The 24,130-nt window shown below is 44.7% G+C and carries 23 protein-coding genes, 1 tRNA gene and 1 rRNA gene; 22 read left to right on the top strand and 3 right to left on the bottom strand.

What is annotated here, in order from left to right:
* From D7Z26_RS26535 to D7Z26_RS26585, 11 genes are all read left to right on the top strand, one after another.
* Nucleotides 1-116: ribosomal RNA gene (locus D7Z26_RS26535) — 23S ribosomal RNA — on the top strand; the annotation flags it as partial.
* Between the two features lie 307 nt (nt 117-423).
* Complete coding sequence (locus D7Z26_RS26540) at nt 424-1,653, top strand: putative glycoside hydrolase (protein WP_120980052.1); 1,230 nt, start codon at nt 424-426, stop codon at nt 1,651-1,653.
* Nucleotides 1,654-1,803: 150 nt separating this feature from the next.
* The gene (gene guaB / locus D7Z26_RS26545; RefSeq protein ID WP_120980053.1) at nt 1,804-3,261 is read left to right on the top strand and encodes an IMP dehydrogenase; all 1,458 of its coding nucleotides are present in this window, start codon (nt 1,804-1,806) and stop codon (nt 3,259-3,261) included.
* A gap of 129 nt (nt 3,262-3,390) precedes the next feature.
* On the top strand, nt 3,391-4,728 hold the full coding sequence (locus D7Z26_RS26550; protein ID WP_233567217.1) for a D-alanyl-D-alanine carboxypeptidase family protein: 1,338 nt from the start codon (nt 3,391-3,393) through the stop codon (nt 4,726-4,728).
* Nucleotides 4,729-4,801: 73 nt separating this feature from the next.
* Nucleotides 4,802-5,686, top strand: a complete 885-nt coding sequence (pdxS, locus tag D7Z26_RS26555; protein WP_233567222.1) for a pyridoxal 5'-phosphate synthase lyase subunit PdxS — start codon at nt 4,802-4,804, stop codon at nt 5,684-5,686.
* Between the two features lie 108 nt (nt 5,687-5,794).
* Complete coding sequence (gene pdxT, locus D7Z26_RS26560) at nt 5,795-6,385, top strand: pyridoxal 5'-phosphate synthase glutaminase subunit PdxT (RefSeq protein WP_120980055.1); 591 nt, start codon at nt 5,795-5,797, stop codon at nt 6,383-6,385.
* Nucleotides 6,372-7,658, top strand: coding sequence for a serine--tRNA ligase (gene serS, locus D7Z26_RS26565; protein ID WP_120980056.1), 1,287 nt, complete (start codon nt 6,372-6,374; stop codon nt 7,656-7,658). Before pdxT ends, serS begins: the two co-directional genes overlap by 14 nt.
* 76 nt (nt 7,659-7,734) lie before the next feature.
* Nucleotides 7,735-7,823 (top strand) — tRNA-Ser (locus tag D7Z26_RS26570).
* Between the two features lie 134 nt (nt 7,824-7,957).
* Nucleotides 7,958-9,019 (top strand): tyrosine-type recombinase/integrase, encoded by a 1,062-nt coding sequence (locus tag D7Z26_RS26575; RefSeq protein ID WP_120980057.1) that lies wholly within the window; start codon nt 7,958-7,960, stop codon nt 9,017-9,019.
* A 186-nt stretch (nt 9,020-9,205) separates the two neighbouring features.
* Nucleotides 9,206-9,670, top strand: coding sequence for a hypothetical protein (locus tag D7Z26_RS26580; protein ID WP_120980058.1), 465 nt, complete (start codon nt 9,206-9,208; stop codon nt 9,668-9,670).
* An 811-nt stretch (nt 9,671-10,481) separates the two neighbouring features.
* A complete protein-coding gene (locus D7Z26_RS26585; RefSeq protein ID WP_120980059.1) occupies nt 10,482-11,378 on the top strand; it encodes a lipase family protein in 897 nt (298 codons plus the stop codon).
* Between the two features lie 293 nt (nt 11,379-11,671).
* Here D7Z26_RS26585 and D7Z26_RS26590 read toward each other — a convergent pair whose 3' ends face one another.
* Together D7Z26_RS26590 and D7Z26_RS26595 are read right to left on the bottom strand one after the other, a co-directional pair.
* Nucleotides 11,672-13,528, bottom strand: coding sequence for a hypothetical protein (locus D7Z26_RS26590; protein WP_120980060.1), 1,857 nt, complete (start codon nt 13,526-13,528; stop codon nt 11,672-11,674).
* Between the two features lie 97 nt (nt 13,529-13,625).
* Entirely contained in the window at nt 13,626-14,138 is a 513-nt protein-coding gene (locus D7Z26_RS26595; RefSeq protein WP_120980061.1) for a hypothetical protein, read from the bottom strand.
* A gap of 609 nt (nt 14,139-14,747) precedes the next feature.
* Between D7Z26_RS26595 and D7Z26_RS26600 the strand changes: the two genes are divergently transcribed.
* Nucleotides 14,748-15,674 carry a tyrosine-type recombinase/integrase gene (locus tag D7Z26_RS26600; RefSeq protein WP_120980062.1) on the top strand — a complete coding sequence of 309 codons (927 nt, stop codon included), beginning with the start codon at nt 14,748-14,750 and terminating at the stop codon, nt 15,672-15,674.
* A 48-nt stretch (nt 15,675-15,722) separates the two neighbouring features.
* Here the strand turns inward: D7Z26_RS26600 and D7Z26_RS26605 are convergent, their stop codons facing one another.
* Nucleotides 15,723-16,586 carry a hypothetical protein gene (locus D7Z26_RS26605; RefSeq protein WP_120980063.1) on the bottom strand — a complete coding sequence of 288 codons (864 nt, stop codon included), beginning with the start codon at nt 16,584-16,586 and terminating at the stop codon, nt 15,723-15,725.
* Between the two features lie 150 nt (nt 16,587-16,736).
* On the opposite strand from D7Z26_RS26605, the gene D7Z26_RS26610 reads away from it, so the two are divergent.
* The 10 genes from D7Z26_RS26610 (at nt 16,737) to D7Z26_RS26650 (ending at nt 23,752) form a co-directional block, all read left to right on the top strand.
* A complete protein-coding gene (locus D7Z26_RS26610; protein ID WP_233567219.1) occupies nt 16,737-17,438 on the top strand; it encodes a restriction endonuclease in 702 nt (233 codons plus the stop codon).
* Nucleotides 17,439-17,501: 63 nt separating this feature from the next.
* Nucleotides 17,502-18,326 carry an abortive infection family protein gene (locus D7Z26_RS26615; RefSeq protein ID WP_120980064.1) on the top strand — a complete coding sequence of 275 codons (825 nt, stop codon included), beginning with the start codon at nt 17,502-17,504 and terminating at the stop codon, nt 18,324-18,326.
* A gap of 55 nt (nt 18,327-18,381) precedes the next feature.
* Nucleotides 18,382-19,833, top strand: a complete 1,452-nt coding sequence (locus tag D7Z26_RS26620) for a caspase family protein (RefSeq protein ID WP_120980065.1) — start codon at nt 18,382-18,384, stop codon at nt 19,831-19,833.
* A gap of 346 nt (nt 19,834-20,179) precedes the next feature.
* Nucleotides 20,180-20,527, top strand: coding sequence for a hypothetical protein (locus D7Z26_RS26625; protein WP_199731790.1), 348 nt, complete (start codon nt 20,180-20,182; stop codon nt 20,525-20,527).
* A gap of 15 nt (nt 20,528-20,542) precedes the next feature.
* Nucleotides 20,543-20,719, top strand: a complete 177-nt coding sequence (locus tag D7Z26_RS27385) for a hypothetical protein (protein ID WP_158602454.1) — start codon at nt 20,543-20,545, stop codon at nt 20,717-20,719.
* Nucleotides 20,720-20,734: 15 nt separating this feature from the next.
* The gene (locus D7Z26_RS26630) at nt 20,735-20,884 is read left to right on the top strand and encodes a small acid-soluble spore protein P (RefSeq protein WP_120980067.1); all 150 of its coding nucleotides are present in this window, start codon (nt 20,735-20,737) and stop codon (nt 20,882-20,884) included.
* A gap of 123 nt (nt 20,885-21,007) precedes the next feature.
* Nucleotides 21,008-21,913 (top strand): YitT family protein, encoded by a 906-nt coding sequence (locus D7Z26_RS26635; protein WP_120980068.1) that lies wholly within the window; start codon nt 21,008-21,010, stop codon nt 21,911-21,913.
* 130 nt (nt 21,914-22,043) lie between these two features.
* Nucleotides 22,044-23,147: a hypothetical protein gene (locus D7Z26_RS26640; protein ID WP_120980069.1), complete on the top strand. Its 1,104-nt coding sequence runs from the start codon at nt 22,044-22,046 to the stop codon at nt 23,145-23,147.
* A 126-nt stretch (nt 23,148-23,273) separates the two neighbouring features.
* Entirely contained in the window at nt 23,274-23,498 is a 225-nt protein-coding gene (locus D7Z26_RS26645) for a hypothetical protein (protein WP_120980070.1), read from the top strand.
* Nucleotides 23,495-23,752, top strand: coding sequence for a YolD-like family protein (locus tag D7Z26_RS26650; protein ID WP_120980071.1), 258 nt, complete (start codon nt 23,495-23,497; stop codon nt 23,750-23,752). Before D7Z26_RS26645 ends, D7Z26_RS26650 begins: the two co-directional genes overlap by 4 nt.
* The last annotated feature ends 378 nt before the right edge of the window (nt 23,753-24,130 follow it).

Genomic DNA, 24,130 nt, shown 5'->3' on the forward strand with positions numbered 1-24,130 from the left:
AGATGAGATTTCCCAATTCGTAAGACCCCTTGAAGAACACGAGGTTGATAGGCTCGGGGTGGAAGCGCGGTAACGTGTGGAGCTGACGAGTACTAATCGGTCGAGGGCTTATCCTAAACGAATTGACACGTAAGACAAATGATACATTCACCTTTCTTCTAAGCTTTGTTTCGCATCCAGTTTTCAAGGCGCAATAGCCTTAAGTAGAAGCGATCTCATTCGGGATGGCTTCTTTTTTGTTGTCTTTTTCGGTAATTCTGTTCAATAATTTCACCAATTCCCGCTTTTACCGCTAATTAACTACCATTGGCACATCTTGGCCGATCCCACGATAATCCGCCACTTCTCCCATAAACTCATCAGCAGAGCCTTTCCTCCAGATGCAAACAATACCGTTACCTTGTATTGCGGGAGGCAAAATGGATGAAACGGTACCGTAACTTGAGCAGGTTCGCAATCTTTTCCTTAGTCATCGTGCTCTTGGCATGTCCATTGTCAGGTTGCGCGACGGATAATACCTCCGCGGATTCTTTGGACGATCAACTGATCTCCGCCGCAGTTAAACAACAACAAATTCGAAAAGCAACTAAGAAGAGAAAATACGCGAATTACGCTGCAGCCGATAGCCGGCCCGTCACCTTAAACCCGTCGACTCAGCCCGTTCGCGCGATCTATGTTTCTTCGCACGTTGCCAACGGCAAAAGAATGAACGCTCTGATCGACTTGGTGAAGCAAACGGAGCTTAATGCGATGGTCATCGATATTAACAGCGGCGTTTCTTTGGTGGCAACCGAGGGTAAGGGGAGCAAAGCAAAAAACTATAAAAAGCTGGTTTGGTCGAATAAGCGATCGGCGCAGCATTTTCGCGAAGTGATTAAGAAGCTAAAAAACGAAAACATATACTTGATCGCCCGCATCGTCACTTTCAAAAATCCGGAGCTGGCGCGCGCGGTACCGGCCTGGTCGCTCAAACGCAAGAACGGCAAAACATGGACGGACCGTAGCGGAACGCCATGGATCGATCCCTACCGGCAAGACGCATGGGAATATCCGCTAGCGTTAGCCGAGAAGGCTGTAGAAATCGGGTTCGACGAAATCCAATACGATTATGTTCGTTTTCCGGAGAATGCCGCCAAAGTAGACCGTGAAGTGGCTTATGACAATGAAGAAGGCTGGAAAAAGAGCGAAGCGATTAGTAAATTTCTTCATCGGGCCAATCTCCGTATCCATAAATCGGGGGCAAGGGTATCCGCCGACGTGTTCGGATTGGTCGGATCTACCGACGACGATATGGGAATCGGCCAAAGCTGGAGCGCGATCGCCAGGGAGGTCGACGTGATCTCGCCGATGATCTATCCTTCCCACTATTCCCAAGGAATGTGGGGAATCGCGAATCCGGATCTTAGTCCGGGGCCGATCATTACCCGTGCGTTGAAGGATACGGTAAAGCGAAACCGCAAGCTGAACGAGAAGGGGATTGCGACCGCGAAAGTCAGGCCGTGGCTGCAAGGGTTCACGGCAGGCTGGGTTCATCCGCACCAAACCTACAAAGCGGCACAAATTCGCGAACAAATTTTAGCGGCTCGCAAAGCGGGATTTTATTCCTATATGATCTGGAACTCATCGAACAAATACCCCAAAATCAACACCTAAGATGGATAGGATTGGGAGTCAAGAATGCTGATTTGATGCGGCTTTAGAGGTTTCGAATGTGCTTGACAGCCTATGTCGCCTCTGCTAAGATTGACGATAATCAATCGGAGACATTCACCGGAGAAGATCCGGCTAAGGGGGTAATTGGCTGTGTGGCAAACGAAATTCGCCAAAGAAGGGCTTACGTTCGACGATGTGTTGTTGGTTCCTCGGAAATCTTCTATTCTTCCTCGGGACGTTGACGTATCGACGGTACTCAGTCCTTCGGTAAAGCTTAATATTCCGTTGATCAGTGCGGGAATGGATACGGTCACGGAATCGGCTTTGGCGATCGCAATCGCTCGCGAGGGCGGAATCGGAATTATTCACAAAAATATGTCCATCACTCAGCAGGCCGAAGAAGTGGATCGGGTTAAACGTTCCGAGAGCGGGGTTATTACGAATCCTTTTTCCTTGACTCCTGATCATCACGTATACGACGCCGAGGAACTGATGGGTAAATATCGCATTTCCGGCGTGCCGATCGTGGATAACGACGGTAAATTGGTCGGTATTCTCACGAACCGCGATCTGCGCTTCGTGCATGATTACTCCATCAAGATCAGCGACGTAATGACGAGCGAGGACTTGGTTACGGCTCCGGTCGGTACGACGTTGCAGCAAGCGGAAGGCATCCTTCAACGTCATAAGATCGAGAAGCTCCCCCTCGTAGACGAGTCGAACACCCTTAAGGGACTCATTACGATTAAAGACATCGAGAAAGCTATCCAGTTCCCTAACGCGGCCAAGGATAGTCACGGACGCTTGCTTGTCGGAGCCGCGGTCGGCGTGTCCAAAGATACGTTCGAACGTTCGGAAGCTTTGGTGCAGGCACAGATCGACGTGTTAGTCGTCGATTCGGCTCACGGTCACCACATCGATATCGTAACCATGGTAAGCAAACTCCGCGAGAAATACCCGGAGCTGACGATTATCGCCGGTAACGTGGCGACGGGAGAAGCGACCCGCGATTTGATTCAAGCAGGCGCATCCGTCGTTAAAGTCGGTATCGGACCCGGATCGATCTGTACGACGCGCATCATTGCCGGTATCGGCGTGCCGCAGATTACGGCCATTTACGACTGCGCGTCCGTTGCTCGCGAGTACAATATTCCGATTATCGCGGACGGCGGTATCAAGTACTCCGGCGAGATTACGAAAGCAATCGGAGCCGGCGCAAGCTGCGTCATGTTGGGAAGCCTATTCGCAGGAACGGAAGAAAGCCCTGGCGAAGCGGAAATTTACCAAGGACGCCGCTATAAGTCTTATCGCGGAATGGGATCGATCGGCGCGATGAAGGAAGGTAGCAAAGACCGCTACTTCCAAGAAAACGAGAGCAAGCTCGTTCCCGAAGGGATCGAAGGCCGCATCGCCTACAAAGGTCCTCTTAAGGATACGATTCACCAGCTTCTTGGAGGTCTTCGCTCGGGTATGGGTTATTGCGGTACGAGTTCGATCGAAGAACTGAAGAACGAAACGCAGTTCATCCGGATCACGGGAGCCGGATTGCGCGAGAGCCATCCGCATGACGTGCAGATTACCAAAGAAGCGCCAAACTACTCCATGTAAATCCTGTTCGGGTTAGTATGCATAGAGAAAGCCGAGGGAATGGAATTATCCAACCTTCGGCTTTTTCCTTTAAGTCGTCGTATGTTACAATAGGACGAAGCTATTTTTATCGAAAAAGGGGAGAATGCGTTGAATCGCCATCATCTTAAGTCCATCTCGAAAGCATTCATCACGAAGCGGTTCATCGCCGTTGTCGTTCTAGTTCATCTATTGTTCTTATTCGGACTATCCTCTATGGCTTCCGCAGCCGACGAAATTCCGGGAGCGCCGCAGATCGCGGGCAATTCCGGTATCCTAATGGATGCGGAAACGGGCCAGATCCTATATCAATACAATGCGGATGCACCGTTGCCTCCTGCCAGCATGTCGAAGATGATGACGGAGTACCTCGTATCCAAAGCCGTAAAGCAAGGCACGGTTTCTTGGACCGATACGGTAAAAATCGGCGAGAACGCGGCCAAGCAAATCGGAAGCCGTATTCTTCTTGCTCAGGGCGATCAACATACGATCAGAGAGCTTTATATCGCGATGGCCGTTTATTCGGCTAACGATGCTACAGTGCAATTGGCGGAGGTCGTCGGCGGCAGCGAGGCGGGTTTCGTGAAAATGATGAACGATGCCGCTGCCGAGCTAGGCATGACGGCCTCTCATTTTATTAACGCAACCGGTCTTGACCGCGCGGATATGCCGGAGAAGTACCGTCCCGCCGAATCGGGCGAAACGCTAATGTCGGCTAGAGATTCGGCTGTTCTGGCTTATCATATCCTAAAAGAAGAGCCGGAATTCTTGGAGACTTCCAAAATTCAGGAATACAAGTTCCGTCCGCGGGACAAGGTACCGATGAAAAACTGGAACTGGATGCTCGAATCCAACGTGAACAATCCAACGTTGAAGAAATTCGCATATCCTGGCGTAGACGGCTTGAAAACGGGACATACCAGTAGCGCGGGCAACTGTTTTACGGGAACGGCGTTGCAAAACGGTACCCGATTGATCGCGGTCGTCATGGGAGTTCCGGGCGGCGTTAACGACGGCAAACGGTTCCTGGAGACGGCAAAACTGTTCGACTACGGATTCCACAGCTTCGAGAAGAAAACGATCGTTCAAGCCAAAGCGGTCGTACCCGGCTACGAGAAGTTAAAAGTCAAAAAGGGAAAATCCACCAAGCTTCCTGTCGTTACGGCAACGGACGTTACGGTGATGGTGCCTAAAGGGCAAGCGGTCGAGCCGACCGTACAAGAAGTGAAACCGGCGTCGGATCCTCTCGTCGCTCCGATTACGTTAGGGGATAAGGTCGGTACGGTAACCTATAAGTATAAGGATCCTTCGACGCAATCAGACAAAACGGTTACAATCGATCTAATCGCATCCGAAGACGTAAGCAAAGCCAGTTGGTGGAGATTGATGTTCCGCGGAATCGGCAATTTCTTCTCCGGTCTGTTTCATGGGATCGTTGATCTTTTCTAAATTCCGACTTAACTGGTTGTCTATTGAACATTATTCATGTAAAATTTATGTTTAGAATCTTCGGGAGGCTTAAATCATGGAAACAGGAACTTCGAGAGTGAAACGCGGCATGGCCGAAATGCAAAAAGGCGGCGTCATTATGGACGTTATGAGCGCCGAGCAAGCTAAAATCGCCGAGGCGGCCGGAGCTACAGCGGTTATGGCGCTCGAGCGCGTACCATCGGACATTCGCGCTGCCGGCGGCGTAGCCCGTATGGCGAACCCGGAACTAGTCGAGCAAGTTATGCAAGTCGTCAGCATCCCGGTTATGGCGAAAGCGCGCATCGGGCATTATGTAGAAGCAAGAGTGCTGGAATCCCTTGGCGTCGACTATATCGACGAGAGCGAAGTTCTGACTCCTGCCGACGAAGTGTACCATGTTGACAAAACCCTGTTCACGATCCCGTTCGTATGCGGAGCGAAGGACTTGGGCGAGGCGTTGCGCCGTATTCAAGAAGGAGCTTCCATGCTTCGTACGAAAGGCGAACCGGGAACGGGCAACATCGTCGAGGCCGTTCGTCATATGCGCTTGATCAATAGCCAAATTCGCAAAATCCAAAATCAATCCAAGGATGAACTCTTCCATGAAGCGAAAGTTCTTGGCGTTCCATACGATTTGTTGCTGAACATCCACGAAACGGGCCGCTTGCCGGTCGTTAACTTCGCCGCTGGCGGAATCGCGACTCCATCCGATGCCGCGTTGATGATGCACCTGGGCGCGGACGGCGTATTCGTCGGTTCCGGTATTTTCAAATCCGACAGCCCGGAGAAATTCGCTCGCGCGATCGTCGAAGCGACGACTCACTACGAAGATTATGCATTGATCGCCCGCGTATCGAAGGACCTTGGCGAGCCGATGAAAGGCATCGACATCAAGCAATTGCATGCCACTGAGCGGATGCAAGATCGCGGACTGTAAGTTCGCAATTCACGCGGTTAACAACGAAGCGGCTTCCATTCGACTCAGCACGATGTCGAAGGGGGCCGCTTAAGATATTTATAACGAGTACGGGAAGAGGTACGGCATATGAACATCGGAGTATTGGCGCTGCAAGGTGCGGTCGCCGAACATATACGCAGCATCGAGCTTGCCGGAGGAACAGGCATCGCCGTGAAGAGAGTCGAGCAGTTGTCCGAGATCGACGGACTGATCATTCCCGGCGGCGAGAGCACGACGATCGGCAAGCTGATGCGCAAATACGGATTCATCGATGCGATTCGGGAATACGCGGAACAAGGCAATCCCGTATTCGGAACTTGCGCGGGACTGATTGTCCTGGCCGAACGCTTGGAAGGCGATGAAGAGCCGCACCTTCGTCTTATGGACATGACGGTGGCGCGCAATGCTTTCGGTCGCCAACGCGAGAGCTTCGAGACCGACCTGGACGTGAAGGGGATCGAGACGCCTCTTAGAGCGGTGTTCATCCGCGCCCCGCTCATTAAAGAGGTCGGCGAACAAGTCGAAGTGTTGTCCGTCTATAAGGACGAAATCGTAACGGCAAGACAAGGCAATCTATTGGCATCCTCCTATCATCCGGAATTAACGGACGATTACCGATTGCACGAGCTGTTCATTCGCATGGCTGAAGAAAGGGGACAATCCCATGTTGGACGTTAAGTTACTTCGTTACGATTACGATAAAGTCGCGCAAGCCCTACATAATCGAAACGCTTCTTTAGATCTAATCTCTTCTTTCCCGCAACTGGACGTGAGCCGTCGGGAGAAGCTGACCGAGAGCGAACAGCTGAAGAACCGCAGGAACGTCGTCTCGCAAGAAGTCGCCAAGCTGAAACGGAGCGGCGAGAACGCGGACGAGCTCATCGCGGAAATGCGCGACGTCAATGACCGGATCAAGCTGCTCGACGATGAGGTCCGCGCAATCGAAGCGGAGATGGACACGCTGCTATTGTCCATCCCTAACGTTCCCCACGAGAGCGTACCTGTTGGCGCATCCGAGGAGGACAACGTGCTTCTTCGCGCCATCGGAGAACCGACGAAGTTCGAATTCGATCCGAAGCCCCATTGGGAGCTCGGAACGGAGCTCGATATTCTGGATTTCGAAGCGGCGGCGAAGGTTACCGGTTCGCGCTTCGTGTTCTACAAAGGGTTAGGCGCGCGTCTGGAGCGGGCTCTGATCAACTTCATGATGGATCTGCATTCGGATCAGCATGGTTACGAGGAAATCCTTCCCCCTTACATCGTCAATCGCGACAGCTTGGTCGGCACGTCCCAGCTTCCGAAATTCGAGGAAGATCTGTTTAAGCTGGAAGGAACGGATTATTATCTGATCCCGACGGCGGAAGTTCCCGTCACCAACTTCCACAGAGAAGAAATTCTGGCGACGGATGCGCTGCCTAAAGCATTCGTGGCGTTCAGCGCCTGTTTCCGTTCCGAGGCGGGAGCGTCCGGACGGGATACGCGCGGATTGATCCGCCAGCATCAGTTTAATAAAGTGGAGCTCGTGCAATTGGTCGCGCCGGACAAATCCTACGAAGTATTGGAGCAGTTGACCGGCCATGCCGAACGCGTGCTGCAGCTGCTGGAGCTGCCTTACCGCGTACTCGCGCTCTGTACGGGCGATATGGGCTTCGGATCGGCCAAAACCTATGACCTCGAAGTATGGTTGCCGAGCGCCGGCACGTACCGGGAGATTTCGTCTTGCACCAACTTCGAGGACTTCCAAGCTCGCAGGGCCGGTATCCGTTATCGTCCCGAGAACGGCGCGAAACCGGAGTTCGTGCATACGTTGAATGGTTCCGGTCTAGCTCTTGGACGCACGGTTGCGGCGATTATCGAGAACTACCAGCAAGCGGACGGAACCGTGAAAGTTCCCGAAGTTTTGAAGCCTTACATGGGCGGTATCGATTCGATTGCTCCTCGCAGGGGTTGAACAAGGCCTACCGTATGTGATATGATAACTTGGCAGTATCGGTCGTACCTTCACGGGTAAGTCGTCTGCCAGGCGTGGAGAGGTACCGAAGCGGTCATAACGGGGCGGTCTTGAAAACCGTTAGGGTGCAAGCCCACGTGGGTTCGAATCCCACCCTCTCCGCCATAACTTATTAAATCAGCGCCACACAAGGCTTTGTGGCGATTATGACTGAAACGCACTTGACTGTTGAACAACGGTCTGGTGCGTTTTTTTGTGTACGTGACCGTTAGACGAAAACCTAACGGGAGGAACGAAAAATGAGTGTAAGCACAGGTAAAACAGCCCAAAAACGCGGGCAAAGAAAAAATAATTTAGACATACCTCAGCGGTTATTAGACCGCCTGACTCCTTCGGTCTTAGAAACGCCCCGCACTTCACACCAAGAAGCCGAGAAACCACGCAATGAGACTTTGACTTTGGATAAACTGTTTAACCGATATTATACCGCACGGCAAGCGGCAGGCGCGGCAGAGCGTACCTTAGAGGATTACAGGAAACACATGAACTGGTTTCGTCGTTTCTTAGCAAATGAGTACAGCGGTCTTGATAACTTTGTACCCAATCGTGATGTGATTCGCTTATGGATTTCATCAATGTTGACGGTGCAGAAGTTGAAGCCTTCGACGATTAACATCAGATTGAGAACAGTCAAAGCAATGTTCAATTGGGCTATGAGCGAGGGAATTATTAAAGAGTCCCCGTTTGAAAATGTAGAATTGTTGAAAGTACCGGAAGAAGACTTTCAAGTGATTTCAAAGGCACAGGAACGAAAGCTGTTCAATTGCTGTGAACTGACTTCCTTTACTGGACTGCGCGATGCGCTGTTAATGTCCTTCCTGCTTGATACAGGGGTACGTATTGGTGAATGTATGAGGATTTTTGCAGAAGAAGTTGATTTGCAAAATCGTTCGGCATCTGTTCGTGCAGAATCAGCTAAAACTAGGAAGGCACGGACGGTATACTTCGGAGCAAGAACCCTAGAGCTATTGGTTATCTACCTTGCTTGGCATGAGATGAACGGACAAGCCCGAAACCTGTTTCTCAACGAGTATGGTCAACCGTTGGATAAGAATTGGGCGACAAGGTGCATCAGCTTCATTGGTAAAAGGGCAAGGATTTTAGGTGTTCGCATAAGTCCCCATACATTTCGCCATACGTTTGCGACTCGATATATAAAGGCAACAGGTGACCCGTTCTCATTACGTCGATTGCTTGGGCATTCATCCATGGAGATGGTCAACCGTTACGTTAATCAAGATGTAGCCGATGTTCGTGAGCAATATGAGAAGTTTATGAGCGGAGGAACTGAACGGTGGTAGCGGCACGAACTGAAAACTAATGAGGAAAACTAAAGTCCGTTAAATCGGACTTTTTTTCTTGTGATGAAAGTGGCTTTAGAGCAATATAGAGGAAATGAACTGTGTATGTCGAAAATCTATGCTGTTGGTTGAACGGGCAGAAGAGTTTAAGAAGAACCATGCCAATAGGAAATAAAGGAGAAAAATATGGACTTTATAAACCTTTGCTTAAATGAACTCGGTAAAATAACAAAAGGATATTACAGACGTAATTCCCTTTACTTCACATTGGATGAAATCAGACATATTTCAACGATAATAAAACATCAAAAACGAATTGATTCATTAGCTATTACTCCCTTTCATATAACCAATAATTCAATTATGGAGGCTTATTGGCTTGCTTTGTCCGTTAAGATCGTAGATGTAGTTCAAGACAAAAATCTTGTTTTACTAAGTGAAGCAGGTAAAAAGAGTCTGGAAGAAATTGAAGAGAAATATATTCATCAATGGGACAACACTTATTATGAAATTCTAAAAGACGATGTAAGTGGATTTATCGAATGTATAAATCGTTACGTTTCATATATGCAGAGCCAAGAAGCATTTTTAAGGGGAGAATACGATAATCCTAATGACAGCGAGCAGGGTATCTATTATGAACTTTGGTAAGCCATGTTGAGCTAACGGGCAATGATAGCGGAATCAAGCATGTCCATTGGCATAAAATGGGAAGTGAAGGAATTGGCATTTTAGACTGTCGAAGAAATCAGGAGACTCCAACGGGCGGTTGTCATTGTGAGAACGGGCAGAATGTTTAACACATAACAGTTAGGGGTCAGTAATAATGATGAAGTGGATAACATTCTATTATGGTAAGCCCTGCGAGAATGATGGTTCATTTAGAGCAAAATACTTTCGCTTTTGCTACTGGTTTATGGTTGTATTTTTCACATTCGGGCTAGTGTCCTCAATAGTAATGTGCTTCTTGAATGTATCAATGTTACCAGCTACCATTATCTCCGCTTTGATACTTCCATTCTTCACAAGAATTGCGTATTCATTGCCTTTAATGATGAATGGACTAAGACGAGAAAAATAATCTATTGAAAGTAGGGAAGGGGAGCCTATTGTTAGGCTCCCCTGCTTCTTTTGGCTAACAAAATACCAAAATGAAGTGCTTGTTTTTCTCCTTCAAGTCAAAAATCCAGACTCAATAAAACTCAGATTCAATTGAGTGTTTAGAGTTCATTCTTTCGCTATGTTTCAAATCAAGTAATTTATATCATAAATTACTTTGTAAATTGGAACAGTGTGGTAAGATACTGGATGGGAAATTGATATAAAATAACCAGTTGGTGGCTTACATGTTGTGTGTTAAAAATTGATGGGTAGAGTAACTGAATGAACTAATAGAATAGTTGGAGTATATAACCGTAGCAATACGGCTCAACATACAATAAAAAGGTGGATAATTAAAATTATGACACAAAGTGAAGAGTTACATGAAATATTAGATTCAGTTAGAAATGGTGAATGGAATACAAATGGATTTACTTTGAAGAAAGCATATATTACATCAATACTCTCACAAATGGCTTATGAGCATATTCCTGAGTTTGAAAGAGCTGGGATTAATCGTTTGAAATTGGTTCCTTGTAGGGAGTACTGGGCAATAATTCAAGAAGAGAAACCATCGGATTTACGTTTATTTATTCAAAGAAGTAATATGGGGAATGAAGGAATAAAAGTGGTGTTTATTATTGAGGAAGTGAATCTGATTTGTATTGGGATTCTGTGTTATGGTGTTTTATTTGTAGTATTGAGAGGTACGCACCATATGTACAAAGATAATATGGTCAATTTAAGAGCGAGAAAAGTGAGACGATATTATAAACAAAAGTATCATTATGGATTTTATAGAGAGGTTTCAAAGATTTTCGGGAGATTCAAGGAAGAACTAACCAACATTGAGGATTCAGTAAGTAGAGTGATATATACTGGACATTCTCTTGGAGGAGCATTAGCCACTATTTTGTATTATGAAACATCTTCTTGGAGAAGTTATAGGTTTTCATTGGATTCTAGTAATAACTGTTATGTTTTCGGGATGCCTAGAATCGGGAATAGATACGCAACTGAATTTGAAGGAGAACACTATCACATACTAAATAAGTTGGATGTCATTCCAACTCTCCCACCGAAGTTTATGGGATATTCTAATGTACTTAAAGAGGTCTATTTAACAGGTACTAGCATTGATAGAATTTTAATTCGTGAAAAAATTGGCACAGTAACATGGTTGAAACAATTGAAAGGATTATCAGATCATCGAATAGGAGAATACAAACGTAGGTTAAAAAGATTATTGGATAGATAGAGGCTAAATAGCCGAAAATGCGATGCTCCTGTGAAAGTTAGATTTGATTGGTGAGGTTATGCTAGGCAGTAGTGATTTCATTCAAAGTAACCATAGATTCAGAGATAGTTTGTATGTTCTTTGGTCGGCTAAAAGGCTTTTAAAGCTCTTTTAATTCTCTTATAGAGTTTAAATAGGTTTAAAAGGTTTAAATGAGCAGACCACTTCAAAAATCAAATGAAGTGGTCTTTTTCATAAAGAAAATCAGTTTAATCATATTTTTTTATGTCTAAATACAACTCAGATTGATATACTCATGCGCTTGTAACATGATATTCAGTTAGTTTTAGCAAGTCATGCTGGTACATGATAACGATAGGGTATCCGTTACCCATGATTCCCAATTTCTCTTTTAGTGATTTGTCGAGTCGCTTTCTACATAGGCAATACTTCTCAATGATTTCGCCTAGGCATCGTTTTAGTTGCTCTGTCTTGTATAGTTTTTGTCCTGAGAAGTATAGTTTTACATCCTCTAAGACAAACTGCTCTGTTGTAAAGCCATACGTTTCAATTTGGTACAGCATTGTTTTTTCGAGTTTCAATGACACGATCTCATTTAACTCATTGATTTCTTTGTTCGCGTCTTGCGGAAAAACCCTATTGGCTTCTTCAAGTCCAAAATTTCGATAGATTCCCTCATAGCTGATGGATTTAAGTGTCATGCCATTATCAATGTACTTTTTGCATTTTAGATCAATCACGCTCAATAGATTGTATGAGTAGCTTGGAACACAATAGACAGAGTTGCGATACTTGTAATTGTGCCGATTCTGCCATTGAGCGAACTTATTCGATAATTCGGGTGGAACATTATCTTCATCGTACTTTAGAAAAAGTTCTAACAACACAAATAGCCCAATCCTTCTATTTGCTGAGTCAGGAGACATGTTCAGCTGTTCTGCAATTGCTCGTACCGAATGATAGAACATAATTTCAGGGTTATCTCCTGATGGAAGATACTCTTTGATTAAGTCAAACAAAATGTATATGTCATCTCGAAAAGGCTTAATCACCTTGAAAAAATGAGGATATAGCAGTTCAAGTTCCGAGGACATTAGCAATCGTTTGTTCGCGTCTAATGTTCGCTTCATTTGCTTTTGCAGTTCTGTCTCGATGAGTTCGATGTTGTATATAGACATTAAGAAGTTTTCTGCTTCAACATTACTGCATCTAAGCAAACGCTCCACGATCTGAATGATAGTCCCGCAGAATGGATAGCTTTCGCTGTGACACTTGTATAGGAAGTGTTCGCTACCCTGACTGCTCACGAAAATACTCGCGCTTGGGTTTGATTCATGGTGGAAAATATCGCAGAAGCTACTACTGGTTGTGATGCCTAAGAACTCACGTAAGTCCTGCCTTTTAAGGTAGTCATGGACTTCATTCATGTTGTATAACGATACCTGTTGAGGTTGTAGTTTGTGGCGTAGAGAGTCAATATTTTGTTCTCGCATGTCATCAACGTTGTTTGCGTATTGATCTATGACTGATGGTTGTTTCTTTGGCGATTCAAGGGAATGAACCGAAGGTGGTTTTCGAGCGGACATATTAGATACTAACTCTATGTCCGACCAAAAACCCTTTTTGGCGAGGACAGAATCAACTAGCACTCTGTTACTCATGTCGATTGTATAGACTTCTCGACCGCCATAAAAAAGCCTTACACCATCTCTGCAAGCAGAGTCAGCGTAAGGCAGTTGCGAGAACAGGTATTCCCAGATATGTTCGAAGTGTTTGTAGATGAGAACAGGCTTATCTAATGCGAAAACAATTCTAAATTTATGTTTGCTTGGTGAATGTGAAAAGGATGTGTAGAGGAATGCCGCATTATCCTTGATGAAGGAATCAGATAAGGCTTCATCGAGTGACAAACCATCATCTATGTCTAAGGCAATAATCTGCTGACTGTGCCAGTATTGCTTTTGTCTTTTCTGTACTCCATCAATCGACTTTAATGTTGCAGGAACAAACGTTTTGCCTTTCACGAGTTCGCTTGCAAGTTCATCTATTGTAATATCTACTTCACAACGTGCAATTCGATTGCTAATCTTTCCAGCTTCTGCACCCTGTGGCTTGTAGGCGTATGCTTGCTTATCGAGTAATAATTTCATATAGAATCATCTCCTTGTAATGTGGAAAATCCCAATCAAAATTGATTGGGATTTTTCTTGTGAAAGGCTAACACTGGGGGTTACTTGTGTCCTTTGATCATGCCTTCTTCGAGTTTTCGCCATAAGACAGCATTTGGATATTGCTTAACGTGTAGTGACCTCGTTCATCAATTCGGTCTAAAGTTGGTCTCGTAGACAACTGCTTATCACTACCCAAATAAGTCGTACTTTGCTTGCTCCATTCATTCCAAAACTGTTCCTTTTCGCAAATCAGATCAGTCATCATCGCTACAACATCTGTCCAATCACAAGTTACGTTCACATAGTTCTTACTATATTTCCTTGATTTGATTGCTCTCTCGCAGGAACGATAAAGCAAGTTAGCGAATTGAATCTCATCTTGTTGGATTATCTCAGATGCAAGAAGACGCTCCTCAACGATGCGATTGATTCTTCGATCATTAGTTTGGATAGATTGCTTGGAACAACATGCTCTACAAACATGCCTACCTTTGCGAAAACGCTGTACTGGAATCAACTTGCCGCCGCTCTTACAACCTTCATTTACGCATACTTTTTCCCTGACACTACTAGCTTTCGTTTTTCTCATGTAAATCATCCTTTTCATATTTTCTGATAACAAAGAAAAACACTCCGAGTTTTTGCCCCGAAGTGCTTCATTTCCCTAAGTGAAAAAAACCAAATAAATTCCACTGTTTTGGCAACAAATGGAATTATCAATAAAACATTGATATAATTGCGTGTTGTGTTCATTGAGGTGTTTAAGTAGAGATGAGATGGCTAAGTTGATTGCGGAGGATTTGGGGTAACAAAGGGTATGGGTACAAAATACAAATAATGAGTACAAGGCATGGAAAGAAAGCGGAAGTATAGAGTAGAAGCACGAAACAGGGGTAAAAAGCAAAAGCATTAAGCGATCTCTTTCGTATCGTCAAAAAGTTGATAGGGGTGTCAGGCTACAAGTGTTCTCAACACTGTCGTAGCATGAATAGCGTTTACGACTGTAAACCATCCCCTGCCTGCTCCCGTACTGAGTCGAGTTGGTTGCATGTCACACTGATGACACATGGATATTCTCTTCTCATAAATATTATTATCAGATGAATAATTGAGAAAACCGTTGACTATTCATCCGATAATACGATATGCTAATTGTGTAAATTCATCTGATAATACATTGACAGAGTGGGTGACTGGGATGGCTGACTATATCGCGGAATTTCAGGCGTGGTTGCAGAATGAGGACAATGGTGAAAAGACAATTCGTTCTTATGGAAGTGAATTGCGGAAGTTCTTTCGCTGGTATGAGGAAACTGAGGGCAAAGGTTTTATTCCAACCGATATAACGCCGATCATGCTAATGGATTACCGCTCTTACATAATGAATACGTTGGAGCAGAAACCAACTACCGTAAATAAGGCGATAGCAACACTGAAAACATTTTTCGGTTGGGCTGTCGAAGTCGAATACTTGAAAGTAAATCCTGCTGTAAAAGTAAAGATGAAACGTGTTCAGCAAAACACTTCCCCCAAATGGCTCACCGATCAGGAACAGAATCGATTGCTATATGCAATTGAAGCTGAAAAGAATGAGATCAAGCAAACTAGGGATAAAGCCATTGTTGAAACAATGAGACTGGCTGGGCTTAGAGTGGAAGAAGTCAGCGATTTGAAGCTAGATCACGTTGATTTCAAACAAGAGTACATTACTGTTGTTGATGGTAAAGGTGGGAAGTATCGCACAGTGCCTATGCACAACGATTTGAAGAAGGCGTTGAAGGCTTGGCTTGGTTTTAGAACTGAGAGTGATAAGGCATTGCATAGAGCAAGTACGTATTTGTTTGTCTCTGAGCGTTCAGGGCAGCTAACGACAAGAGCGATTGCGTTCATGCTGGATGTGTATTTGGAGCGATGTGGCTTGTTGGAGAGATCAGAACAGGGAGAGAAGCTGGGAGGTCAACATTCAGTCCACTCACTACGCCATACTTTCTGTAAGAGCCTTGTCAATGCTGGTGTACCTATTCAGAATGTCGCTAAGTTGGCAGGACATGATTCGATACAAACGACATTGAGGTATGTAGAACCTTCACAACAGGATTTAAGGAAGGCGATACAATCTATATAAGTTTAGGAAGAAAAGAGAAGGTCGCGACCTTCTCTTATGTTAAGAATATTAGAATTTTTCATGTGCATTGTGCGCCGCCAACCCAAGCAAGTTCATACCATCAATAGTAAAGTCTTCGCCTTGAAAAATCTGAACTTCATATTGGGTTTTATCCTTGGATAAACGAACCTCGCCGATGCCAATGCAGATAGCTTCATTATATTTGCTCAAATATTTGTCGATATGATGAAAAAGTCCTACAAAGTTCGGGCTATTCGCGCGAAAAGCTTCTTCAAACATTATTTTGACTTGTGTTTTCTTTCTGAAAATTGTGACAATAATTCTTCCCTCATCTTCAACTTGCCTTTCAAAGTATCCAGTTACACATCGGTGTTTGCCAATATCAGTTTCCTTTAACACATCGGCATCTCTCTTTAATACGGGACGACTTCTATAAGTAACACCTGCTATTTCACCTTCATCAATTCCATCGACAGTAACAACGTTGATTTTTGGTCCCTTGTTATCTTTATCGGTTTTGGGACTCCTATTAATTCGCCACTCTCTTCTCTTGGCGCGGAGATTTTCAATTTGTTGTTCTGACATCCGCGCCAGTTCTAAGGCTTCTTTTAGAACCCTTCGCCGTTGATCGTCCTTCATTTCAACATTGATTTCCTCTGCACTTCTGCCGGCTTTAATACCTTGACGGACAAATTCATAGTCACAGCCACTTAAGTGATCTTCAAGTCTCCATGTTCTAAACTGAGCTGGCTTTGTCTGTACATATACAAGTTTTGCTTTGCAATTTTCTGTAGGGCAAAATAAGTGATATTTGAATTTGTTTCGGTACGATTCTTTGTCTATATCAGTCACATATACTGGCACACCTAAGTCATCATCATTTTCTCTGTAAACAGCGTTAGGAATCGACATATTGCCATCCACCTCACAGTTATTGGAAAGATGATACTTGTTACCTGTTTTATTGCAACTTACAAGGGACATTAGCCTATTACTTTGTTCCTATACCATCATACATTAAATGTCCTTTTTTAGCGACACATGGAAGAAAAGGCAAGCCGTATGGTACAATTTATTCGTAATGGTTATTGTTTGGGCAAGAGTGTGACGGGGGTGTTGTCATTGCTTATGCTACTATTTGCGTTATTTTTACTCATTATTAGCGTCCTTTTCTTTAAATATAGAGTTAGTAGAAATAGTGGGAAGAAGCAGAGCCAGTCATTCCTTCTTGATTATGATTTAAAGAATGTATCAATTACAGATATTGATCGAATGGAAGATGGTTCTGAATTTGAAATGTATTTGTACAGGCTCTTCCTCGAACTCGGTTATCAGGGCGTTTATAAGACGGTAGGGGCTAGAGACTTTGGCGCAGATATTGTCTTTACTGACAGAGAGGGCATAAGAAATGTTGTACAAGCGAAACGTTACACCGATTCGGTGGGAATAAGCGCAGTACAAGAGGTATTTTCTTGTATGCGGTATTATAAAGCTAAAAAAGCTATTGTAATTGCTTCTGCGAAGTTCACCGAACCATGTGAAACGCTGGCAGGAATTAATCATGTGAAGCTATTGGATCGTGATGATCTGATATGTATGATCGAAGCATTTAAGAAGGACGACATACAAGCGGTCAAAGATAGAATTGAGGCAGAGCCAAGAATGATCTTGGAATCATGGAATGAGGTACATAGCCCCTTACTAAAAGAAGTAAAGAAAGATTACAAAGCAGAGAAGTATGTTAAGGAAGTAATGGGTAAATAGAAAAAATTGAAAGAACGGATTTGGTTACATTGATTATCTCCTAGCAGAATGAGAGGGAAGAGTATGAAGTCAACTTCAGTTCCGTTTAATGAAGCTATTCTGATAGCAGTAGCCAAAATGATTGACGACTCGCTTTTAGATACAAAGAGAGAACCAAGCCACTCGGAGATCGATTTTCTCATTTCTCAAGTGAAGCTAACTAATGCTGATCCAAAGTCACAAGGGCAAAGTGTTGGTAAGTTCAAACGTATGCGGGCTGTGCTTTATTGGGCGCTTGAAAATGATGTTCCAGCAGGTGAGAAGCTTGTAAAGAGGTTAATTGATACTATTCGTGGTTGTGGAGGATTCAGAGAAGATTCAAGTAACTACGTTGGTAAAGAAGCGATCTCTAATACAATAGAAGCATTTCGTACAGAAGGGTACATGTTTTCACTAAGTGGAGAGATACAGCCTTTAGTTCTCGATAATTTATCCGAAAAAGAAATGACTGAGGCGTTACAGGCATATGTTCGTAGAGCCAAAAAAGGTTCGGTAGATGCGGCATTGCTGGCGGGAACAGGCAAAGATTTGATTGAGGCAGTTTCGAAGCATGTCATTAATGTAAAGTGGGGGCAAGTCAATTCGAATCAAAGTTTTCCATTTCTATTGGGTCAAGCCTTCACTGCTCTTGATATGGCAACACCACAAGTAAAATCCGAACCCAATGAGTCCTATATGAAGCGATACGAAAGATCGTTATACGAATTGGGATGTTCGGTAAACGCAATTCGAAACAAAGAAGGAACAGGGCATGGACGACCGTTTCTTCCAAGTATAACGCAAGCAGAAGCAATGAATGCAATTCAAGCCATTGGTATTATAGCTGATTACATGTTAATGAAATTGTAAAGCCAATAAGTTAGACATGTAGATTGAGTTCAACATATAAAGTAGGTGAATTGTTATGGACTATAGTTTATCCATTGGTATAGATGAGTATCATAATTTCAACCCCACACCGTATGCCGAAAACGATGCGAGAGAATTTAACGCAGTAATGGAGAAAGTGTTCAGTGTAGAATCATCTAATTTGATTCTTGGGAATAGGGTTACTTATACGACAGTCAAATCCGAAATTGAAAAAATTGCTTCTAAGCTTGATGAAGAGGACAGGTTTATCTTTTTCTATGCAGGGCATGGAGTGAACATAAATGGAATCCCTCATATTTGCATGCTCGATTCCAATAGGGATTTTGAGAATACATGGCATGATGTAACTGAATTTATGAAGTTGATAAGTGACTCTGGATGCCAGAAGATAATATTTTTTCTTGACGCATGTGAAAGCACTATTAATTATACTGCCAGAAAATTAGGTGTAACTAAGTTTTCATGGGACGAAAGAAAAGAACTCCTTGAAAATAGTAATTACTGTACAGTATTTAGTTCAACATCTCATAAGGGTGTTGCTGATGTAATGATTGATCAAAAACATGGAATTTGGAGTTATTACCTGTTAAAAGCTTTATGTGGCGAGGACAAACTAGCTCTGGATGATGAGAATTGTTTAACTAACTTTACATTGAAAAATTATCTTCATCATACTGTCAAGAAGCATTGCAAGAAAGATAGCACACTCGATATGCAATATACAGCTACATGGGGGAAAGAAGAAGCTGAATTTTTGATACGACGTTTTCCAGAAAAGCAAGTTGTAAAGTACGAAAAGATACCCCCTGCTAAGATAAAAGATGTACAGTTTGTTTCTATAACCTTCAAGAGCATTAAGAAATTGTCTGGATTTGGGAAGTCACATACTGTACCTAAATTCAAGAACAATAATACCAATTCATTTGTGCAAAAGTGTGCAAATGACGAAATTGAAAGTGTAATTGAAGATGTAACTAAATCGTTGCGTGAAGAATTTAATCTTAAAAGAAAGGAATATAGAGTTGCAAAGGATACAGGCTTTGGCGAATTTACTTGCCCATATTTCGAGTATTCTTTTCGTGTTGAATTAAGTGACGATGACTATTCTCAGGCAAAATTCATTTCTGAACTCAGACTGTTTGATATAAACAAAATATTGGAATCAAATTTAGACAATTGCTTTCCAGAGTGGTTTGACTCATTGCTGTTTTCATTAAACAAAAAGATTGATCTTGAAAAACTTGTTGATAATATTGAAGAAGCTGATAATTTTACTCAACTGTATGACTATGAGTTTGATACAGACCTAACATATGTTGAATTAATCCATAAACAAACAAGACGTACTGTCATGATTAGAGAGTACGAAATTGAGATTGGCTTCAAGGCAATGGAGTCAGTTGAAGAAATGCTTGATGGTCTAAAAGAAACAGCCAATAATTTGATGATAGTTTCTCCAAATTATATGTTCTTAGGTACGGGTTAAGAAGGAGCGTATGGGACAGGTTGACCATAGCTTCTAGAAGTATTAACATTAGGTTATCCTACGGTCATGCACCAAAATGAACGTTATAATTCAGACCGCTGTAGCGGTTCAACTAGAAAGTGCCATGAACTCAGTCATAGCAAGGGACGGCGGGTTTTTATAACGAGGGGCGGTCTTGAAAACCGTTAGGGTGCAAGCCCACGTGGGTTCGAATCCCACCCTCTCCGCCATAACTTTATCATTTCTAAACCGATCCGGTTCCGGGTCGGTTTTTTTAGTTGATCATAAGTCATGCCGAATAAGAACGGTACAATGGGTCAACCTAACGAAAGTGGAGGTGGTTATGATGGCAAGCAAGGACGAATTAACGGTGCCTAAGGAAGATTTGGCCGACGCCTGGCAACGAATGCTCCCGGAGCGGCTGCATGGCGGCGACAAGGCCGAGGTAAGAGCCGACGGCATCGACGACCGAACCTTAAGGGTTCATATTAAGACCGCGGGGCATCAGATGCTGGAGTTCGATTTTGCGGTAAAATACGTGGACAGCCGGGAGATCGATATCCAGTTGACGGACGTGGAGAAGGACGGACAGTCGGTGGACGAAAGAACGGATATTATGCAGGATTTGATTCTCGACTACCGTCGTCATCTGCACGAAACCGCGCAAGCGTTGCATCATTATACGCATTCCTAGAAGGAGGATTCTGCAGTGTCCGATTCCAACGGCATGAACGATAAGAACCTGAGCAACGTAGCGGAGGATTTGGAGCAGACGCCGGTTAATTCCCATCAAGCGCAGCAATTGCAGCAGAAGACGAACGACCGTCGTCATCAAGACGCGCTGAATCACGATAATTCGACCGATCTCCATCATTTCAAATCTTAAAGGGGGCTTCGCGCAATGAGTAAGCCTAAGACAGAACCGGTGGCACAACCCGCAGAGCATGGCTCGCGCCACTCGAAGGTAGACCACCAGCCGGTCGAGCCGCTCTCGGGCTCCAAGAAGGTCAAGAATCGGAAGCACACGAGACATAATAACGCGGAAGGCTGACGAAATCCCGGCGAATGCCGGGATTTTTTTCTGTTGGAATAGCGCTGGATATGCCCTCTTCGGTTTACCCCAAGTATATACATTGGTATAATGATATAAACTGCATAAAGGAGGACTTTGTTCATGACAAACACAAGCACACTAGCACCCCCTGGTCCAGTTCAACCCATTCGCCACAATAAGTCGACCCCCTGGGAGATCGCTCGAAGGATTCTCTTCATCGTGGTCGGCGCCGTTCTCGTCAGCGTGTCGCTGGAAATCTTCCTCGTTAACAATTCCATCATCGATGGAGGCATTACCGGTATTTCCATTATGGCCTCGCATTTAACAGGTGCTCGAATCGGTATTTTCCTCTTCCTGCTCAACCTTCCCTTTCTAATCCTAGGTTACCGAACGATAGGCAAGACCTTCGCGTTATCTACCCTTCTCGGCGTTGCCGTATTGTCCATTTCCACTAGTCTGCTCCACCACGTACAACCGTTTACGGATGATGTATTCCTTGCCGCGGTATTCGGCGGTATTTTCCTCGGTGCCGGTACGGGTATCGTTATACGTGCGGGCGGTTCCTTGGACGGAACCGAGATCGTCGCGATTCTGCTTAACCGCAAGCTGCCCTTCTCCGTAGGCGAGACGGTCATGTTCATTAACTTCTTCATTCTAGGAAGCGCGGGCTTCGTCTATAGTTGGGATCGGGCGATGTTCTCGTTGATTGCGTATTATATTGCGTTTAAGGTGATCGATCTGACGATCGAAGGCTTCGACGAATCGAAATCATGCTGGATCATCAGCGATCATTATAAGGATATCGGCGAAGCGATCACAGCGCGGTTGGGGCGCGGAGTGACGTTGCTGCACGGTGAAGGCGGTTATACGGGCGATCAGAAAAAAGTGATTTTCTGCGTCATCACCAGGCTGGAGGAAGCAAAGCTCAAGACGATCGTGAACGAGCTGGACGCGTCCGCATTCTTGGCAGTAGGCAACATTCATGATGTTAAAGGCGGAAGATTCAAGAAAAAAGACATTCATTAACAATTTTGATATTAAAATGCGTGCTTTAACGAAAATTTAACACAGGAAGCCTTTTCGCGAATGCGGAATTAAGATACAATGGTGTTTGCTTGTAATCATCATCTGATCATCCGGAAGGGGATACACCATTTTGTTCAAGAAAAGGTTAAGCTTTACGATCGTAGCGATCATTCTGACGGTTGCTTTGGTATTAAGCGGATGTACGAAAAATAAATCGCCAAAAGACGCGCTACAATCCTCAATGACGAAATCCGCCGAAATGAAGTCCTATAAATTCAAGGGCAGCATGAAAATCGACGATCTTAACGTTTCGGAAGATGCGCTGGCAGAAGATGGCGCGGCTTCGGCGATCAAGATGCTCAAGAGCGCGGATCTATCATGGACGGGTACTTATAAAGCCGATCCCATGATGCTCGAACTCAACCTGAAGCTTGCGCTTCAAGGAGACCTGGCCGTCACTTTCAATATTCCGGTCATCATGACGGAAGAGAAAGTCTGGGTGAAGATCCCGAATATCCCGATTCTTCCGATTCCTGAAGACATCGTCGGTAAATTCCTCGAACTTGACCTGAAGAAGCTTGCGGAAGACGCGGGCCAAGAATTGCCGAACATGGACGTCAGCAAATCCCAGAAATTCGGCAACGATCTGATGGGAATTATCTTTAAGAATATCGAAGAAGACAAATACTTGTCCGAGATCAAAGTCAAAGACGCGGGTCTTCCAGCTGACGTAGACGTGAAAAATGTCGTTCAATTCCACATCGATCAGTCCCAGCTCGAGTCGTTCGTGAACACGGTGATCGATAAGATCGCTCCGCAAGTGATCGAACTGTTGCAGAACAACGAAGAGTATCGCAAGTTGCTCAACGTGAAGCCGGAAGATTTGGAAGAGGCGAAGAAGCAACTGGCCGACGTGAAAGACGGCGATGTGGCCAATGGTTTGGCGGATATGAAGAAAGAGCTGAAGAAGCTCGACGTTAAAGCCAACATCGGTATCGACAAAAAGGAATTCCCGGTATATACGGACGCGAAAATCCAAGCGGATATCGAGTCTGCCGATCTTACCGGCGGAATTACTTTCCACCTCGTATCCCAGATGTCGAACATCAACGAAGACGTGAAGTTCGATATCGGCAAGCCGAAAGCGGAAGAAATCGTGACCATGGACAAATTGCAGGAGCAACTGGGTGGCATGTTCGGCGGCGGCTTGGACGGTATCGACAGCAGCCTGTAATCAGATAGAAATAGAACCCTCGCCGGTTGGCGAGGGTTTTTCTGTTCATGCGCGAACCCCTCTTGAATAAGAACGTAAGTTCCCGTTATAATAAGAACAAACGTTCCTATAATGGAGGGGTTAAACGTGAGTAACGGAGCCCATGCAACGATCGAGAAGTGTATCGGACGCAAAGTCGATCTCATCTACGTAGACACATCAGGAAAGTTCTCGCAACGCCGCGTAGATTTATTCGCGATTCATAACGGTCGGGCCCGCGTGTACGACGTAGGCAAGCGAGGGTTCAGAACGCTTGTGGTCGATCGCATACTGGCGGTTCGGGCGGTTAGTACCGCGAGAGGTCCGCTATGAGGGATGGAAGTGAAGGAAAAGCAAGAGGCGATTCGGAGTTCCCAGGGCTAGATCCGCAAGTATGGGAAGAAATTCTTCGCGTGCTTCTGGAATCGTACGGACATCAGACGGAGGCCAGGTTCCAATTGTACGATCCGTTCGAAGATTGCGCGGTCATCGGCGTCGTCGAACGCGTTGACCCGTATAACCGAACGTTTACCGTCGACGGAGAACGGTTTAAGATGGTGGATATTATCGGGGCGACCGTCGTGTAGGAGTTAAGAGGGAGACCTCGATGCGATCGGGATCTCCCTATATTAAGACACGAGAGAGAATAGTCCCATTGAAATTGAATTTACGGCCTTCCCAATTGCAAATTTTGCAACGGAAGGTTTTTTTTCTATTTATTCAGATCATTCAAAGCGCTATATAAACAATGACTAATTTGTAAAAAGTAATAAATGAAAGATAATCGTAACTTCTTCGTGTTTTCATTATTTTCGTACATGATAATATATTCAATACACCGGCACACTTCGACGGGAATATTCGAGGAGGAGCTACTTGGATAATCATAATAATCGCCGGTTGAAATAGCGCCATCGTTCCTCGAAACAATGTAAGCGCTTTATATTTGGCATTCTAATCTAACA

This window comes from Cohnella endophytica, from assembly GCF_003628305.1.
In the GTDB taxonomy this organism is placed as follows: Bacteria; Bacillota; Bacilli; order Paenibacillales; family Paenibacillaceae; genus Cohnella; species Cohnella endophytica.

Coding starts and splice junctions, on each gene's coding strand:
- D7Z26_RS26630 (WP_120980067.1), top strand. CDS start 20,735: ATGAGTAAGCCTAAGACAGAACCGGTGGCACAACCCGCAGAGCATGGC.
- D7Z26_RS26615 (WP_120980064.1), top strand. CDS start 17,502: ATGAAGTCAACTTCAGTTCCGTTTAATGAAGCTATTCTGATAGCAGTA.
- D7Z26_RS26605 (WP_120980063.1), bottom strand. CDS start 16,586: ATGTCGATTCCTAACGCTGTTTACAGAGAAAATGATGATGACTTAGGT.
- D7Z26_RS26610 (WP_233567219.1), top strand. CDS start 16,737: ATGGTACAATTTATTCGTAATGGTTATTGTTTGGGCAAGAGTGTGACG.
- D7Z26_RS26620 (WP_120980065.1), top strand. CDS start 18,382: ATGGACTATAGTTTATCCATTGGTATAGATGAGTATCATAATTTCAAC.
- serS (WP_120980056.1), top strand. CDS start 6,372: ATGTTGGACGTTAAGTTACTTCGTTACGATTACGATAAAGTCGCGCAA.
- D7Z26_RS26600 (WP_120980062.1), top strand. CDS start 14,748: ATGGCTGACTATATCGCGGAATTTCAGGCGTGGTTGCAGAATGAGGAC.
- D7Z26_RS26625 (WP_199731790.1), top strand. CDS start 20,180: ATGGCAAGCAAGGACGAATTAACGGTGCCTAAGGAAGATTTGGCCGAC.
- D7Z26_RS26650 (WP_120980071.1), top strand. CDS start 23,495: ATGAGGGATGGAAGTGAAGGAAAAGCAAGAGGCGATTCGGAGTTCCCA.
- D7Z26_RS26595 (WP_120980061.1), bottom strand. CDS start 14,138: ATGAGAAAAACGAAAGCTAGTAGTGTCAGGGAAAAAGTATGCGTAAAT.
- D7Z26_RS26635 (WP_120980068.1), top strand. CDS start 21,008: ATGACAAACACAAGCACACTAGCACCCCCTGGTCCAGTTCAACCCATT.
- D7Z26_RS26590 (WP_120980060.1), bottom strand. CDS start 13,528: ATGAAATTATTACTCGATAAGCAAGCATACGCCTACAAGCCACAGGGT.
- D7Z26_RS26585 (WP_120980059.1), top strand. CDS start 10,482: ATGACACAAAGTGAAGAGTTACATGAAATATTAGATTCAGTTAGAAAT.
- pdxT (WP_120980055.1), top strand. CDS start 5,795: ATGAACATCGGAGTATTGGCGCTGCAAGGTGCGGTCGCCGAACATATA.
- D7Z26_RS26540 (WP_120980052.1), top strand. CDS start 424: ATGAAACGGTACCGTAACTTGAGCAGGTTCGCAATCTTTTCCTTAGTC.
- D7Z26_RS26575 (WP_120980057.1), top strand. CDS start 7,958: ATGAGTGTAAGCACAGGTAAAACAGCCCAAAAACGCGGGCAAAGAAAA.
- D7Z26_RS26580 (WP_120980058.1), top strand. CDS start 9,206: ATGGACTTTATAAACCTTTGCTTAAATGAACTCGGTAAAATAACAAAA.